The organism is Novosphingobium sp. AAP83 (assembly GCF_001295795.1).
GTDB lineage: Bacteria > Pseudomonadota > Alphaproteobacteria > Sphingomonadales > Sphingomonadaceae > Novosphingobium.
Genome location: NZ_LJHY01000023.1, coordinates 1 through 14,002, shown reverse-complemented (window position 1 = coordinate 14,002; position 14,002 = coordinate 1). Strand labels below are relative to the sequence as shown.

14 protein-coding genes are annotated in these 14,002 nt (G+C 60.7%); 6 read left to right on the top strand and 8 right to left on the bottom strand.

Features of this window, described 5'->3' with window-relative positions:
• Position 1: 1 nt before the first annotated feature.
• On the bottom strand, positions 2-1,693 hold the full coding sequence (locus IP81_RS13765; protein ID WP_054108585.1) for an ABC transporter transmembrane domain-containing protein: 1,692 nt from the start codon (positions 1,691-1,693) through the stop codon (positions 2-4).
• A gap of 237 nt (positions 1,694-1,930) precedes the next feature.
• Here IP81_RS13765 and IP81_RS13760 point away from each other — a divergent pair, with 237 nt between their 5' ends.
• Complete coding sequence (locus IP81_RS13760) at positions 1,931-3,442, top strand: phosphomannomutase (RefSeq protein WP_054108584.1); 1,512 nt, start codon at positions 1,931-1,933, stop codon at positions 3,440-3,442.
• An 81-nt stretch (positions 3,443-3,523) separates the two neighbouring features.
• The gene (gene folD, locus IP81_RS13755; RefSeq protein ID WP_054108583.1) at positions 3,524-4,387 is read left to right on the top strand and encodes a bifunctional methylenetetrahydrofolate dehydrogenase/methenyltetrahydrofolate cyclohydrolase FolD; all 864 of its coding nucleotides are present in this window, start codon (positions 3,524-3,526) and stop codon (positions 4,385-4,387) included.
• Between the two features lie 139 nt (positions 4,388-4,526).
• Here the strand turns inward: folD and IP81_RS13750 are convergent, their stop codons facing one another.
• From IP81_RS13750 to IP81_RS13735, 4 genes are all read right to left on the bottom strand, one after another.
• Positions 4,527-5,900, bottom strand: coding sequence for an AarF/ABC1/UbiB kinase family protein (locus tag IP81_RS13750; protein ID WP_054108582.1), 1,374 nt, complete (start codon positions 5,898-5,900; stop codon positions 4,527-4,529).
• Positions 5,901-5,924: 24 nt separating this feature from the next.
• Positions 5,925-6,305: a thiol-disulfide oxidoreductase DCC family protein gene (locus tag IP81_RS13745; RefSeq protein WP_082356171.1), complete on the bottom strand. Its 381-nt coding sequence runs from the start codon at positions 6,303-6,305 to the stop codon at positions 5,925-5,927.
• A gap of 73 nt (positions 6,306-6,378) precedes the next feature.
• Complete coding sequence (gene ribH, locus IP81_RS13740) at positions 6,379-6,798, bottom strand: 6,7-dimethyl-8-ribityllumazine synthase (protein ID WP_054108581.1); 420 nt, start codon at positions 6,796-6,798, stop codon at positions 6,379-6,381.
• Between the two features lie 103 nt (positions 6,799-6,901).
• A complete protein-coding gene (locus tag IP81_RS13735; protein ID WP_231626794.1) occupies positions 6,902-8,230 on the bottom strand; it encodes an Hsp70 family protein in 1,329 nt (442 codons plus the stop codon).
• A gap of 251 nt (positions 8,231-8,481) precedes the next feature.
• Between IP81_RS13735 and IP81_RS13730 the strand changes: the two genes are divergently transcribed.
• Positions 8,482-9,264: an SDR family NAD(P)-dependent oxidoreductase gene (locus IP81_RS13730; RefSeq protein ID WP_054108580.1), complete on the top strand. Its 783-nt coding sequence runs from the start codon at positions 8,482-8,484 to the stop codon at positions 9,262-9,264.
• A gap of 78 nt (positions 9,265-9,342) precedes the next feature.
• Positions 9,343-9,792 carry a 2-oxo acid dehydrogenase subunit E2 gene (locus tag IP81_RS13725; RefSeq protein WP_054108579.1) on the top strand — a complete coding sequence of 150 codons (450 nt, stop codon included), beginning with the start codon at positions 9,343-9,345 and terminating at the stop codon, positions 9,790-9,792.
• Positions 9,793-9,897: 105 nt separating this feature from the next.
• Here IP81_RS13725 and IP81_RS13720 read toward each other — a convergent pair whose 3' ends face one another.
• Positions 9,898-11,082: an acyl-CoA dehydrogenase gene (locus tag IP81_RS13720; protein WP_054108578.1), complete on the bottom strand. Its 1,185-nt coding sequence runs from the start codon at positions 11,080-11,082 to the stop codon at positions 9,898-9,900.
• 158 nt (positions 11,083-11,240) lie between these two features.
• On the opposite strand from IP81_RS13720, the gene IP81_RS13715 reads away from it, so the two are divergent.
• A complete protein-coding gene (locus tag IP81_RS13715; protein ID WP_054108719.1) occupies positions 11,241-12,077 on the top strand; it encodes a fumarylacetoacetate hydrolase family protein in 837 nt (278 codons plus the stop codon).
• Here IP81_RS13715 and IP81_RS21305 read toward each other — a convergent pair whose 3' ends face one another.
• Together IP81_RS21305 and IP81_RS21300 are read right to left on the bottom strand one after the other, a co-directional pair.
• Complete coding sequence (locus IP81_RS21305; protein WP_231626793.1) at positions 12,078-12,365, bottom strand: hypothetical protein; 288 nt, start codon at positions 12,363-12,365, stop codon at positions 12,078-12,080.
• Between the two features lie 18 nt (positions 12,366-12,383).
• Complete coding sequence (locus IP81_RS21300) at positions 12,384-12,773, bottom strand: glutathione S-transferase N-terminal domain-containing protein (RefSeq protein WP_255352429.1); 390 nt, start codon at positions 12,771-12,773, stop codon at positions 12,384-12,386.
• Between IP81_RS21300 and IP81_RS13705 the strand changes: the two genes are divergently transcribed.
• Positions 12,708-13,883: an aminotransferase gene (locus tag IP81_RS13705; RefSeq protein WP_054108577.1), complete on the top strand. Its 1,176-nt coding sequence runs from the start codon at positions 12,708-12,710 to the stop codon at positions 13,881-13,883. The genes IP81_RS21300 and IP81_RS13705 overlap by 66 nt on opposite strands.
• Positions 13,884-14,002: the final 119 nt, after the last annotated feature.

Sequence of the window (14,002 nt, the reverse complement as noted above, 5' to 3'; positions counted from 1 at the left end):
CTCAGCGCTCCCCCTCGCCAGAGATCAGCGGCAGAATCTCTGCCGGATCGCCCGCCTTGCGCTGTTGGTTTTTGCCGATCCACAGCCAGGAATCGCGTAGCAGCCCTTCTGGCCGTTCGGTGAATTGCAGAACGGTTGTGCCATAGGGGCGCAGCGCTGCCAGAACCGCGTTCAGACGGTGTGGCGGCAGCATATCGTAGATCGGCGAGAGCATCAGCACGCGCGGACGGGCCAGCAATGCGCCCGCCAGCTTGAGCGCCATCATCTCGCCCACCGAAAGCGGCCAACCAGACGATGATAGCCGTGCATCAAGGCCGCCGGGCAATTCGCCGATCCGGTTTGCAAGGCCAACAAGTTCGAGTGCTTCCAGCATCGCTTCGGGACGTCCCGAAACGCTGAGGCCAAGGTATTCGCGCACGGTCATCTCGACGATGGTAGGACGATCGAGCACGATCACATCGGAGCGCAGGCGGTACATATCGAAGGTGCCGAGATCCGCGCCACCCACGCTGACAAAACCGTTATGCGGCACTTCGAGACGTTTAAGCAGTGCTGCCAGGCAGCGCTCGACGCCGGGGGCAGCCATAACCCCGACTTGCGCGCCGCCATCCAGCGCAAAATCAAAGATGAAGCCGCCGTGGCGCACATCGCGCAGGCGGATTGCGCCATCGGGCGGCGATGGCTGATCGCCATCGGGGGCAGCTTCCTGCGGCACTTCCCAAAACAAGTGCAATTCTTCAAGGCTTGCGGCCATATCGTAGAATGTTTCCAGATAGGTGCCAAGCTGGGCGATGCCATAGAATACGCCCGAGAGAATCAGTTCGGCCGCGACCAACTGGCCAATCGAAAGCTCGCCCTGCAAAATCAGCCAGCCACCCAGTGCCAGCAGACCTGCACTGGCCAAAGCATAAAGCAGCAAAAGCGCCACTGTCTGGCTGAAGGTGTGACGGAAGTGACGGCGATGGCTCTCGACGTAGCGCGCGGTCAGTTCTTCGGACCTGCCGATCGCGAACATCATGTGGCGGCTTGATTTGTAAATGCCGTTCGATCCGCCAACACTTTCCAGCCAATGGGCGTTGGCATGCTTGGCGTGGCTTTTGATAACCGCGGTGCGCAAACTGGCACTGGCCCAGACGCGCCAGATGATGACGACCAGCAGCACCAGCACCAGGTTAAACGCCAGAAAGAACGGGTGGTAAAAACTGGTGACGATCAAGCCGACCAGGCTTTGCAGAACGATGGTAAAACCGCCGATCAGCAGGCTGGTCAGCGATTTTTGCACCACGCCCATATCGAAAAAGCGATTGAACAGATCGCCGCGCCGCGAATCGACGAAAAACGGGTTTTGCGCATGGACCGCACGCAAGGTGATTTCGGCGACAAGGCGCGCGAAAAAGCGGCGCTCGAACATCGCGAGCAAATGCACCCGGAACGCGCTAAGAACGCCGGAAATAACCAGCAATATGAACAGGATCGCCGCCAGGGTCAGCAAGGGTGCGGGCAGCGCGGTGTTGGCCACCGAATTGATCAGCAATTGCACCGAGATCGGCGTTGCCAAAGACAGCAACGAGATCGCCGCCCCATAAAGCAGCGCCAGCCGGATGAACCCGGCATCAGGGCCAAGGACTTTGCCGGTCCATTTGGCAAAATCCCGGAATGTCGGAACATGGTGGTCGGCAGAGGTGTCGGCCATCGGAGTATGGGTTTCCATTTTTTCGCAAGTGCAGCATAAATGGGCACGTATTGTTGTTTTTGTAGCAATCTATCGTAAACAATTATTGCTGCACTGCACGTAGTTTTGGAACTGTATCAGATAATGCGCATTGCTTTGGGTAGGTTCCGGCATCTTTTGCGTTTTCGTACCAGGTAAGGCTATACCCACCCTGAACGGGGTATCTGTGCGTTTGGAAAAATAGGAATTTCTTTTCAAATGAATGAGTTGAGCCGAGTTCACAAGGTGACTGTCGCGGATCTTATGGCAACAAGCGGCGTGCCTTTTGGCACCAGCGGCGTGCGCGGATTGGCTGATGCGATGACCGACCGTTTGTGCCACGCTTATGCCACAGCTTTTTTGCAATACTTGCAAAACATTGGCGAATTTGCCGCCGGTGACCGTGTCGCGCTGGCCGGAGACTTGCGCGATAGCACGCCGCGAATCGTGGCGGCTTGCGCTACGGCGGTGCGCGATTGTGGCGGCGAGGTGGTGTTTTGCGGCTTTACGCCCACGCCCGCGCTGGCATTTTATGCGATGGGCATTGGCATGGCCTCGATCATGGTCACCGGCAGCCACATCCCGGCAGACCGCAACGGCATCAAGTTTTACCGCCCGCACGGCGAAGTGCTGAAAAGCGATGAGGCCGGAATCGTCGGGCAAAGCATTGGCATTGATCCGGCGCGGTACGGCGCGGATGACGGGTTGCTTGATCCGGTAGCGTTGCCCGCCGTGGTCGATGTCGAGGCCGCTTACATTGCGCGCTATGTCCGCCATTTCGGGGTTGATGCTTTGGCGGGGCTGACGGTGGGCGTTTATCAGCATTCTGCCGTCGGGCGCGATGTGCTGGTGCGTGCGGTTGAGGCTTTGGGCGGGACGGCGGTGCCGTTCGGGCGGTCTGAACAGTTTGTGCCGGTGGATACCGAAGCCATTCGCGAGGAGGATATTGCGCTGGCCAGCCAGTGGGCCGCGAAAAACAAGGTCGATGCGATCATTTCCACCGATGGCGATTCGGACCGGCCTCTGGTGGCAGATGCCAGCGGCACGTGGCTGCGCGGCGATATCGTGGGCCTGCTCTGCGCGCGCGCGGTGGGGGCCGATGTGATCGTCACGCCCGTCAGCAGCAATACGGTGGCAGAACTGAGCGGCGCGGTGCCCAGGGTTTTGCGCACCCGCATCGGATCGCCCTATGTGATTGCAGCGATGATGGCGGCGACCAAGGCCGATCCGGCGGCCTGCGTTGTGGGCTATGAGGCCAATGGCGGGGTGCTGCTGGGCACGGCGGTAGGCGATCTTTCTGCACTGCCAACGCGCGATGCGCTGCTGCCGATTCTGGCGATTGTTTCAGCTGCAAAGACCACACCGGTTGCACAAACAGTGGCGCAATTGCCGCCGCGCTTTACCTATAGCGACCGCGTGGCAAATTTCCCGCAGGCCGATAGCGCAGCGTTGATCGCGTTCCTTTCAACCGGCGATGAGGGTGCGCAATTGGCGCGGATCGCACGCGTGTTTGGCGACATCGCGGGACTGCCAATCGCGATTGATACGACCGACGGCTACCGCATGAGCTTTGCCAGTGGGGCGATCCTGCATTTCCGCCCATCAGGCAATGCGCCCGAACTGCGCTGCTATTCCGAAGCCGAGACTGAAGCGCGCGCGCGGGCCTTGAACAGCAAGGCGCTGGCGCATGTGTTGACGGTTGTGATCCCGGAGTTGCAAAAGGCCGGTTGATAAATTTGTATGCAACACATACAATATAGCATGTAAGCAATGCGGCCCTGATGCCGCACGGCGCGGGGGATTGAAGGCACAATGGCACAAGTTATCGATGGCAAAGCGCTGGCAGCGCAAGTGCTGGAGCGCACCGCACAGGACGTGGCGGAGATCGTCGCCAGCGGGGGAACAGCGCCGGGCCTTGCAGTGATTTTGGTGGGCAATGATCCGGCCAGCGAGGTCTATGTCGGCCGCAAGATTGCGCAGTGCCGCAAGGCGGGGATCATATCGCTGGAGCATCGCCTGCCCGCCGACACGCCGCAAAGCGATGTGCTGGCACTGATTGACCGGTTCAATGCCGATCCTGCGGTCCACGGCATTCTGGTGCAATTGCCGCTGCCCAAGCACATTGATGCTGCGCTGGTACTCGACCGGATTGATCCGGGCAAGGATGTGGACGGGTTCCATCCGGTGAATGTCGGGCGTTTGTCCACCGGAACGGGCGGGCTGGTGCCCTGCACGCCGCTGGGGGTGATGCTGTTGCTCGACAGCGTGATTGATGATTATCGCGGGTTGAACGTGGTGGTGATCGGCAAATCGAACATCGTGGGCAAGCCGGTTTCAATGCTGCTGCTGGAGCGCGAGGCGACGGTGACCGTGACGCATATCGAAACGCGCGACTTGCCCGATGTGGCGCGCAAGGCCGATATCATCGTGGCTGCAGCAGGTGCGCCGCATCTGGTGCGCGGCTATTGGGTGAAACCGGGCGCGGTGGTGATCGATGTGGGAATCAACCGCGTGACCGACCACGATGGCAAGACGCGGCTGATCGGCGATTGTGCAACGCACGAACTGGATCACGCCAAAGCCGTAACGCCCGTGCCCGGCGGCGTCGGGCCAATGACCATCGCCTGTTTGCTGAGCAATACGGTGTTGGCGGCCAAGCGATCATCAATTGCATAAACTGCACTCATGTACGTACATTTCGCACTTGCAGCAAAATTGGTTTTAATCGATACCAAAATTGCCTTTCAGGCATCCTCTCCCAAACTTTTCACGGGGGCCAGCGCAAGCCGGCCCCCTTTTTTGTCCCCTACATTCGTCATTGCGAGTCCCGCATAGCGCCGATAAGCAAGGCCGGTGCCGTCCCGCTCACCGCGCGTTCCACCATATCGCGCAAGGGCAGGCTGCCTTTGAGCTTTACCGCCAGCAAGGCCGAGCCGCTGATTTTGCGCTGCACAAACAGCGCTTCGGCAGGCGGGATGTGCCAGGCGGAACGGTCGGCGAAAATCGTCTCGGCCTCCCCCCGGATGCGTTCAACGAACGAGCGGTCGGCAAATTCGAACAGGCCGGGCTTGCCCAAGTGATCGAGCAGCACATTGATCATGCGATCAAACGCCGCGCCGTGGCGGGCCAGCACGGGCGCGGCGATGAAGCCGATATCGAGCAGCGATTCGCGCAAGGCATCACGGTCTGCCGCAAGGCCAGCCAGCATCATGCGGCGGTATGATGCGGTGGTGGCCGGATCAATCGCGCGCGCAGCCCCGAAATCGAGCAGGACGACGCGTTCGTTATCGGCCCCGTCTTTGGCAGGCTGCCAGCGGAAATTGGCGAAGTTGGGATCGGTCTGCATGAAGCCGAATTCAAACAATTCGCGCAGGACCAGACCCATCATCGTGCCCAGCACGCGGTTGCGCACCTCTGGCGACGCGACTGACAGCGTTTCAATCGGACGCGCGTCGATGAAATCCATCGCCAGCACATTGCGCCCGCACAGCAGTTCATAAGGGCGGGGCACCAGAAACGCCGGATCATCGGCCAGCAATTCGGCATAGCGAAGCATCATTTCTGCCTCGCGCACGTAATCGGCCTCTTCGTGCAATTGGCGCTTGGCCTCGGCCAGCAGCGGCGCGATGTTCAGCGTGGCGGGCAGCAGGCTCGACATGCGCAGCAAGGTGGCGACATTATCGACATCGGCATCAATGCTGTTTGCAATGCCGGGGTATTGCACTTTGATCGCCAGCACGCGGCCATCGGGCAGGGTGGCGCGGTGGACTTGGCCGATGGACGCCGCTGCAATCGGGCGCGGCTCGAAGGTCTTGAACTTGCTGCGCCAGCCTGCGCCCCATTCGGCGGTGAGCACGCGTTCCAATTGCGCAGGCGGCATGAAATGCGCCGATTCCCGCAGGCGCGAGAGGATCTCGGTCAATTCACGCGGCAGCACATCGCCCGCATCGAGCGAAATCATCTGCCCCAGCTTCATCGCCGCACCGCGCAACCGCGACAATTGATCCGCCACGCGCGTGGCATTGGCGGGGGTAAGCAGCAGATCGGACAAGCGCGGCGCTTCTCCGCGCGCCAGACGCCGCGCGCCCTCGGCCAGCATGCCGCCCGCCACACCGGTGGCAATCTGGCCGAACGAGGCGAGGCGCGAGAGGCGCCGTGAAGGCACTTTGCGGTAGCGGTTGTCGCTCATTTTTTGGCGCTCATTTCTTGGCGCTCATCGTGCCAGAACCTTAAACAGTTTTTGGACCGCGGGGCGGATCACGAGGAAAACGCGATAGAACCCTTCGAGGGCCCAGCCAACCGGCGGAATTTGCGCGGCCAGCCCCAACCAGCGCAATTGCGGGATCACTCGCCACATCGCGGCAAAGGCCGCCGCGCCCGACAGCAGTCTGCCATTTTCGCTCGCGTGTAGGCGGGCGAGCGCCAGATTGCGATCTACGGGGCAAGCTGCGCCCGGATCATCGGCATCGATGAAATCGAGGCGCCCCGCTTTGTCCAACCGCTGCATCAGCGCGATTTCGCGCGTGCAAAGCGGGCATGCGCCATCATACCAGACGGTGACCCGTGACGTGATAGTAAGGCCTGATGATTCCATCACGCCCCTATGGGCGTGATGGAGCCAAGCGCAGACCTGCCATTTCGGGCAAATGCCGATCAGGCCTTAACGATCAGGCGAAGCGTTCACGCAGGGCGAGCAGCGCGATGGCAGCCTTGGCGGCTTCACCACCCTTGTCCTTTTGCGCAGGATCGGCGCGGACGAGCGCCTGTTCTTCGTTTTCAACCGTGAGGATGCCGTTGCCGATGGGGGTGCCGTCCATCGTCAGCGCCATGATCCCGCGCGCGCTTTCACCTGCTACGATTTCAAAGTGATAGGTTTCACCCCGGATCACCACGCCGATGGCAACGAAGCCATCGAAATCACCCGATTCATCGGCCAATGCGATGGCACCCGGAATTTCCAGCGCGCCGGGCACAGTGATCACTTCGGCTTCGTGGCCTGCCGCTTCGATCGCGGCCTTTGCGCCAGCGACGAGCATATCGTTGAGGTGGTCATAGAAGCGCGCTTCAACGATCAGGAACTTTGCCATGATATTGGGTCCTTGGATGTCCGGCGTAATGCCGAAGAAATACCGCTGCGCCTATTTCACGGCGCAAGGTGCGTTGCAAGCACGCATCAACAATCACGCGCCATCACAGGGGGGCATCTGCCGGGGCCAACCAATCGCCGAGGTCAGGCGTCTGGCCAATCAGCGCGAGGCCGTGGGCGATGGAGGTGAGTTCATCGCCGCAAGCAATGCGCCCCGTGCCAAAGCGCTGTTCGAACAGATCGCGCACCGCCGGGATCAGCGATGATCCGCCGGTGAGGAAGACGTGGTCGATCTGGTCTGGCGCGAGGCCGGCAGACGCCAGCGCGCCGTCCACCGTTTCGGCAATGCGCGCCAGATCGGGCGCGATCCAGTTTTCGAACTGGGCACGGGTGACATCGGCGGCGATGGTCAGGTCATCGCTCTCAAACCGGAATTCGGCGTGTTCTTGCGAAGATAAAGTGCGCTTGAGCTTCCCCACCGCTTCGTAAAGGCCATGGCCCAGCTCGTGTTCGATCACCGCAATCATCCGCCCAATCGCGGCAGGATCGGTGGCGGCGCGCTTCAGCTTGGCAAGGCCTTCGAGCGTGCGGCGGTTGCGCATCAGGGCAAGGCGCGACCAATCGCCGAAATCGATGAAGTGGCCGGCGGGAATCTCCAGCACTTTGTCGAACGATTTATACGTGCCGCCTTTGCCCAGCAGCGGCAGGATCAGGTGATCCATGATGCGGAAATCGAAGCGGTCTCCGGCAATGCCGATACCGGCAGACCCCAAGGGCAGGCAGCGTTTGGCAGCGCCGGGGGCTTCGATCCGCACGATCGAAAAATCGCTGGTGCCGCCGCCGAAATCGGCCACCAGCAGCGTGGCAGGCTCGGTCAACCGCGTGGCAAAGCTGTAGGCCGCGCCAAGGGGTTCGTAGACGTAATGCACCGGGCGGCCGAGCAGCGCGAACATCGCATCATAGCGCGTGCGCGCCAGCGCCGCATCGGGGCGCGAGCCGACATAGCGCACGGGCCGCCCCACGATCACGCGTTCGGGCAAGTTGGCAAGGGCAGGGCCTGCGTGATCGATCAGGTGGCGCAGGAAGGTTTGCCCGAGGTCCTCAAACCGCAACCGCTTTTCAAACAGGTTGGCGTGTTCGAACGTGCTGCTGGCCGCGACCGATTTGAACGACTGGATGAAGCGTGATCCTTGCGGGAAATCGAGGAATTCCGCGATGGCCCAAGGCCCTGCTTCATGCGCCAATCCGCCGCGCATATCGCCATCCTGCCAGAAACATAAGGCAGAGCGGAACACGCTGGTGACAGCATCAGGCGCGGCGAACGACACCATTTCCGCCGACGCTTCGCCCAGACTGCGCGCGACCACCGAATTGGTGGTGCCAAAGTCTATGCCGAGTGCAGCGATGGATGAGGCGGGCTCGACGTTTGGCAATGTGGAACCTCCTTGGGGAATGCAACGGCATCAGGAACAGGCATTATGCCAACGCCAATGCCTGTACCAATGCCAGCGCGGCGCAGATGCTGCAATGCACCTAGCGGCGGTTTTGTGGTGTCAGGACATTTGCCTTGCGGATAATCCGTTTGCATGCGGCATCCGGCGGATCAGCGCTTGTCGATACGGGCCGGATTATGCGATAAAAGCTCATATTTAATCGAATAGCTAAATAGGCAAAGGAGAATGCGATGGATTTGAATGGTACTGCCGCTGTTGTTACAGGTGGCGCTTCGGGCCTCGGCGCGGCCACGGCAAAGGCTTTGGCCGCAGCGGGTGTCAAAGTTGCCATTTTCGATATGAACGAGGCGGCAGGTGCTGCCATCGCAGCCGAAATCGGCGGCGTGTTCTGTCCGGTCAACGTGACAGACGAGGCATCGGTTGATGCAGGTTTTGCCAAGGCGCGCGAAGCGCATGGGCAAGAGCGCATTCTGATCAACTGTGCAGGCACCGGCAACGCGATCAAGACCGCCAGCCGTGACCGCGCCACGGGTGAGCCCAAGCACTTCCCGCTGGCCGACTTTGAACGCATCATCCAGATCAACCTGATCGGCACCTTCCGCTGCATCGCCAAATCGGCGGCGGGCATGCTGACGCTGGAGCCGCGTGGCGACTTTGGCGAGCGTGGCGCGATTGTGAACACCGCCAGCGTTGCTGCCGAAGATGGCCAGATCGGCCAGGCGGCCTATTCGGCATCGAAGGGTGGCGTTGTGGGCATGACTTTGCCGATCGCACGCGATTTGTCGTCAGAAGGCATCCGTGTGAACACCATCCTGCCGGGCATTTTCAACACCCCGTTGATGAACGGAGCCAGCGAGGCCGTGAAGGACGCGCTGGCCGCATCGGTGCCGTTCCCCAAGCGTTTGGGCATGCCTGAAGAATATGCCGCGCTTGCGGTGGAAATGTGCCGCAATTCCTATTTCAACGGCGAAGATGTGCGCCTTGACGGCGCGATCCGCATGGCGCCGCGTTGATTATGCGGGGACGGGGCATGGGTCCCGTCCCCTTTTGCCGTATCAGCCTGCCGCCAACCTTGCACGAGCCTTGGCATCGTGCACCATCAGACTGACCAGAAGGTTTCATCGCTGATCTTCCTGATCACAACGGTGGTCGATGCACCAAAGGCCTATCCGCACTTCAATACCTCGCTTTCGGCAGATGGCGAAGTGCTGGTGTTGAAACATTATCTCCACATCGGCATTGCGGTGGATGACCCATTGGGCCGAATTGGCGGACAGTTCTTCACCCCGATCATCAACGCACCCGAAGTTGCGATCCTTGGCGCAACCGGCATCCGCACCATTCCGGTATGGGATGGCGCTGCCTTTGCCCCGCGCCGGATGCTGCCGCTCTCGCTCCGCTATGATCACCGCATGATCAATAATGCCGATGCTGCGCTCTTTGTCACAGTGGGTAAAGGTCCCGCACTGCGACAATCAGCCCCGAAACATCTGAATCATTATTCTGATTATTACGGCATCAGCGCATGGCAAAGGCGATGATATCCAAAGCCGCTTACGAAAGGCGCACTTCTTGTTGCCCCCTTCCATTTACGGGAGGGGTTGGGGGTGGGCTTGATGACCAAAGCCCAGACACAAAACGTCATATCAGAACGCAGCGATGCCCGTAATCGCACGGCCCAGAATCAGCGCATGGACATCATGCGTGCCTTCATAAGTGTTCACCGTTTCAAGGTTCACCATGTGCCGGATCACCTGATATTCACCCGAAATGCCGTTGCCGCCGTGCATATCACGCGCCATGCGGGCAATATCCAATGCCTTGCCCACATTGTTGCGCTTCACGATGGAAATCATCTCGGGCGCAAAGGCATGTTCGTCCATCAGCCGCCCGATGCGCAAACTGGCGTGCAAGCCCAGCGTGATGTCGGTCAGCATATCGGCCAGCTTCTTTTGATAAAGCTGCGTAGCCGCCAAGGGCCTGCCGAATTGGTGCCGGTCCAGCCCGTATTGGCGCGCGGCGGAAAAGCAGAATTCTGCCGCACCCAATGCCCCCCACGATATGCCATAGCGCGCGCGGTTAAGGCAGCCGAACGGGCCTTTCAAACCCTCGACATTGGGCAAAAGCGCATCATCGGGGATGAACACATCTTCCATCACAACCATGCCGGTGATCGAAGCGCGCAAGGAAACCTTGTTCTCGATTTTGGGCGCAGAAAGCCCCTTCATGCCCTTTTCCAGCACAAAGCCCCGGATCGCATCGCCATGCGCCTCGCTTTTGGCCCAGATCACGAACACATCGGCAATCGGCGCGTTGGAAATCCATGTCTTGGCACCATTGATCACATAGCCGCCGTCCACTTTCACCGCGCGCGTGCGCATCCCGCCGGGGTCGGAACCTGCATCAGGCTCGGTCAGGCCAAAGCAGCCGATGAATTCACCGCTCGCCAGCTTGGGCAGATATCTGCGGCGCTGCTCTTGCGATCCATATTCATAGATCGGGAACATCACGAGGCTCGATTGCACGCTCATCATCGAACGATAGCCTGAATCAACCCGCTCCACTTCGCGCGAAACCAGCCCATAGGCCACATACGACGCGCCAGCGCAGCCATAATCGGTAGGCAGTGTGAGGCCAAGCAACCCTTGCGCACCCATTTCGCGGAAGATTTCAGGATCGGTCGTCTCGGTCGCGAAGGCCTCGATCACGCGCGGCTGCAAACGGTCCTGCGCAAAGGCGCGCGCAGCATCGCGGATCATCCGCTCGTCATCGCTAAGCTGCCCGTCCAGCCCCAGCGCATCTTCCCAATCGAACCGCACCATGCCCGCCATCGCTCTCTCCATCGTTAACGCCCTGATTGCAGACGCAAACCACTTGGGCAACCACCCTCATGGCCGCAATCCAGGCCGGGGATGTCGCCGTTCAACGCCTCTTGCGCTCACAAACGCAACAGGGCAGGCCGAACCAAACGCTTCTAGGAGGTAACGCCATGGCCCGTTATATCAGCTTCTGCCGCCCCGATGGCACCGCCAGCTTTGGCCGTCTTGACGGTGATAGCGTGGCCGATCTGGGCACGCAGGGCACAACCGCATGGCTGAAAGACGCGCTCGGCGGTGATCTGGCGGCACTGCCCACAACTGCCACATATGCCTTGGCCGCTGTTCAACTCCTGCCGGTCGTGCCCAATCCGTCCAAGATCATGTGCGTCGGCCTCAATTATGCCACCCACGTGGCCGAAACCGGACACGACCAGAAGGACTATCCCGCAATCTTCACGCGCTGGGCCGATAGCCTTGTCGCTCACGGCGAACCCATGGTGCGCCCGCCTGAAACCACGCGTTTTGATTATGAGGGTGAATTGGCGATTATCATTGGCAAAGGCGGCCGCCGCATCCCGCGCGAAACCGCGCTCGATCACGTTGCGGGCTATGCCGTGTTCCATGATGGTTCGGTGCGTGATTGGCAGCGCCATAATATCCAGTTCACGCCGGGCAAGACCTTTCCTGCCACCGCCGGATTTGGCCCCGCGCTCGTCACGCCCGATGAATTGCCGGACCTTGCTGACCAGCGCGTGCAAACCCGCCTCAACGGTGAACTGGTGCAGGATCAACCGATCTCCGATCTGATCTTCGATATCGCCACGGTCATCGCCTATTGCTCCACGTTCGCGCCGCTCTCTGCGGGTGATGTGATCGCCACCGGCACACCGGGCGGCGTAGGCGACAAGCGCACTACCCCGCTTTATATGAAGGGCGGCGATGTGTGCGAAATCAGCATCGGAAAAGTCGGCACACTCACCAACCCGATCATTGATGAAGTGGTCTGACTATTCGGCGTCTGGCTGGTTTTCGGGTGCGGCGGCGATGAACGCGGGCAGCGGCATGCAAGCGGCCTCCACATCGGCAATGCGCCAGAAATCGAACCGCGCGCCAAACCGCCGCGTATTGCCCAATTGCGGCACCATCAGCACGTCGGCCAGCGTCACATCCGTGCCAAAGCAGTAAGGCCCCGCATTGCCGGCAATCAGGCTGGCAAAGGCCTCTAGCCCCGCCTCGATAATCTCCGCCGCCCAACCATCAGTTGCAGCCTGATCCATCCCACATTTTTTAATCATTTTCAATACTTTAAGCTTCTATGTCGGGTGGATGTCGCAAGCGATCACTTGCGCCGCCGCCCGCACCTTGGCCCGCGCCAAAGTATCTTTAGGCAATAAGGGCGCTTGCGCATGTGTTTCATCAAGAAACTCGCAAATCGCCAGACTCTGCGTCAACACATCGCCGCCCATTTCCAGCGCCGGGACAGACCCTTGCAGGTTCAACGCCAGATAGTCCGGCGCATACTGCTCGCCCAGCCGCAGATGGGGCGGCACACCAGTCCAGGCCAGACCCTTCCATTCCAAAACGATCCGCACCCGCCATTGCAAAGGCGGGCATCGTGCCGTTACAGTCCAAAGCCGATGAAAGACCCGGCACAGCGCCTCTCTCCCGTATACCGGGACATGCCCCTCACCATTTTCGAGCATATGTCCGGCCTTGCCCGCGCCACCGGCGCGATCAATCTGGGGCAGGGCTTCCCCGATGAACCTCCGCCGCCTGTGCTGCTGGAGGCTTTGGCAAAGGCGAGCGCGGAAAAGTCACACCACTATCCGCCGATGGCAGGCCTGCCCGAACTGCGCAGCGCGGTGGCCGGTTTTTACGCACGCAGCCAAGGCCTCGATCTCCCCCCCGAAGCCGTGATCATCACCTCGGGCGCGACCGAGGCGGTGGCGGCGGCGATCCTTGCCGTTGTCGCGCCGGGCGATGAAGTGGTGCTGTTTGCGCCCGCTTATGATGCCTATGCCCCGATGATCCGCCGTGCAGGCGGAGTGCCGGTATTCGTGCCGCTGCGCCCGCCGCATTGGCGCTATGATCGCACAGCCATCGAAGCCGCGATCACAAACCGCACCCGCGCCATCATCGTCAACGATCCGCTCAACCCCACCGGCACCGTGGCCAGCGCCGCAGAACTGGCGATGCTGGCCGAGGTCTGCATCGCCCACGATCTGATCGCGATCTGCGACGAGGTGTGGGAAAACGTGCGCTTCGATGGCCAGGCGCATAAATCGCTGCTCGCCATGCCCGGAATGGCCGAACGCACGGTGAAGATCGGCTCAGCGGGCAAGATTTTCGGCGCAACGGGGTGGAAAGTGGGCTGGCTGATCGCTGCGCCCGCGATGGCCGCCGTGCTGGGCCGCGCGCACCAGTTCCTCACCTTCACCACGCCGCCGATGCTGCAATGGGCCGTGGCCGCAGGGTTCGAAACCCCCGGCGTGACCGAAGCCTGCACCGCCCGCTGGGCCCAAACCCGCACCGTCCTGCTCGATGGCCTTGCCCGCGAAGGCTTCGCCATGGTGCCAACCGCCGCCACATGGTTCACCTGCATTGATCTTGCCGCATCGGGCATCGCGCTGGATGATCGCACCTTCAGCGAACGCGCCGTCCACGAAGCAGGCGTCGCCTCGATTCCGCTATCGGCTCTGTGGGAAGGCCACGGCATGCCCGGCGGCATCGTACGCCTGTGCCATTGCAAACCCGAAGCAATGCTGGCCGATGCCGTCACCCGCCTTGCCCGGTGGCGCGATCAACTCGTTTAAAGCATCGTGCCATTAATCTGAAACATAACCGGAATGTTTGAGGTAGTTCAAACATTCTTCGAAGTTCGGTCCCGGGGATTGATGGTGCATTATCCATGCAGGAATGGAAGGATGCGCTA

Coding starts and splice junctions, on each gene's coding strand:
- IP81_RS13745 (WP_082356171.1), bottom strand. CDS start 6,305: ATGGAATCATCAGGCCTTACTATCACGTCACGGGTCACCGTCTGGTAT.
- IP81_RS21300 (WP_255352429.1), bottom strand. CDS start 12,773: ATGCTCGAAAATGGTGAGGGGCATGTCCCGGTATACGGGAGAGAGGCG.
- IP81_RS13720 (WP_054108578.1), bottom strand. CDS start 11,082: ATGGCGGGCATGGTGCGGTTCGATTGGGAAGATGCGCTGGGGCTGGAC.
- IP81_RS21305 (WP_231626793.1), bottom strand. CDS start 12,365: ATGATTAAAAAATGTGGGATGGATCAGGCTGCAACTGATGGTTGGGCG.
- IP81_RS13705 (WP_054108577.1), top strand. CDS start 12,708: ATGAAAGACCCGGCACAGCGCCTCTCTCCCGTATACCGGGACATGCCC.
- folD (WP_054108583.1), top strand. CDS start 3,524: ATGGCACAAGTTATCGATGGCAAAGCGCTGGCAGCGCAAGTGCTGGAG.
- IP81_RS13765 (WP_054108585.1), bottom strand. CDS start 1,693: ATGGCCGACACCTCTGCCGACCACCATGTTCCGACATTCCGGGATTTT.
- IP81_RS13760 (WP_054108584.1), top strand. CDS start 1,931: ATGAATGAGTTGAGCCGAGTTCACAAGGTGACTGTCGCGGATCTTATG.
- ribH (WP_054108581.1), bottom strand. CDS start 6,798: ATGGCAAAGTTCCTGATCGTTGAAGCGCGCTTCTATGACCACCTCAAC.
- IP81_RS13750 (WP_054108582.1), bottom strand. CDS start 5,900: ATGAGCGACAACCGCTACCGCAAAGTGCCTTCACGGCGCCTCTCGCGC.
- IP81_RS13730 (WP_054108580.1), top strand. CDS start 8,482: ATGGATTTGAATGGTACTGCCGCTGTTGTTACAGGTGGCGCTTCGGGC.
- IP81_RS13715 (WP_054108719.1), top strand. CDS start 11,241: ATGGCCCGTTATATCAGCTTCTGCCGCCCCGATGGCACCGCCAGCTTT.